This window comes from Nonomuraea sp. AD125B (genome assembly GCF_041402765.1).
GTDB lineage: Bacteria > Actinomycetota > Actinomycetes > Streptosporangiales > Streptosporangiaceae > Nonomuraea > Nonomuraea bangladeshensis.
Window position 1 is genome coordinate 1 of record NZ_JBGLOU010000046.1, and the last position, 1,323, is coordinate 1,323.

1 protein-coding gene is annotated in these 1,323 nt (G+C 68.5%); it reads left to right on the forward strand.

Annotated elements, in window-relative coordinates; all coding sequences use genetic code 11:
* The first annotated feature begins 52 nt into the window (after positions 1 to 52).
* A protein-coding gene (locus ACBR40_RS47045) for an IS3 family transposase (RefSeq protein WP_371252950.1) occupies positions 53 to 1,296 on the forward strand; the annotation gives its coding sequence in 2 pieces (ribosomal slippage) (positions 53 to 335 and positions 335 to 1,296; 1,245 coding nt in all).
* The last annotated feature ends 27 nt before the right edge of the window (positions 1,297 to 1,323 follow it).

Consider the following 1,323-nt stretch of genomic DNA (forward strand, 5'->3'; position numbering starts at 1 on the left):
GTGAATCGCCCCGGGTTCGATGGAGACTTGATCTCTTGAGAGGATCGAGTCCATGCCAGGTAAGTCTCCCTATCCCGCCGAGCTGCGCCGCCGAGCGGTGCGGATGGTCGCCGAGGTGCGACCGGATTACCCGACCGAGTGGGCCACGATCAACGCGGTGGCTACCAAGCTCGGCATCGGCACCGCGGAGACACTGCGCACCTGGGTCCGCCAGGCCCAGATCGACGAGGGCAGCCGGCCCGGCCGCACCACGGACGAGTCGGCCGAGCTGAAGCGGCTGCGCCGGGAGAACGCCGAACTCCGGCGCGCCAACGAGATCCTGAAGGCCGCGTCGGCTTTCTTCGCGGCCGAGCTCGACCGGCCACACACGCACTCGTGACCTTCATCGACCAGCACGCCGACGTGTTCGGTGTCGAGCCGATCTGCCGTGTCCTGACCGAACACGGCTGCCCCATCTCCACCAGCACCTACTACGCCGCCAAGAGGCGCCCGCCCTCGACACGGGCGGTACGCGACGCCGAGCTGGACGCCCACATCCAGCGCATCCACGCCGCCAACTACGGCGTCTACGGCGCCCGCAAGGTCTGGCAGCACCTGCTGCGCGAAGGACACCAGGTGGCCCGCTGCACCGTGGAGCGGCGGATGCGCGCGCTCGGCCTGCAAGGCGCCCGGCGGGGCAAGAAGATCCGCACCACAACGCCCGATCCAGGACACGAGCGGGCTGCCGACCGGCTGCAGCGGGACTTCACCGCCCAGAGGCCGAACGCCACCTGGGTGGCCGACTTCACCCACGTGTCCGCCTGGTGCGGGGTGGTCTACGTCGCGTTCGTCGTCGACGTTCACTCCCGGGCGATCGTCGGCTGGGCCGCCTCGCTGACCAAGCGCACCACCCTCGTGCTGGACGCCCTGGACATGGCCCTGTGGCGGCGCGAACGCACCGGCCACCCGGCCGGGCCAGGACTGATTCATCACTCGGACGCGGGCAGTCAATACACGTCTTTCCGATTCACCACCCACCTGCTGGCGGCCGGCATCGACGCCTCCATCGGCACGGTCGGCGACGCGCTTGACAACGCGCTGATGGAATCGCAGATCGGCCTCTACAAGACCGAACTGATCAAGCCCCGAGGCCCATGGCGCAGCCTCGCCGAGGTGGAACTGGCCACCGCCGAATGGGTGGCCTGGTTCAACACCACCCGCCTGCACTCAGCCATCGGACACCTCCCGCCCGACGAGTTCGAGGCCATCTACTACGCCCAGCACCACCCCAACGAAGCCCTAGCAATCAACCGCTGAGGTCTCCATCGAACCCGGGGCGATTCA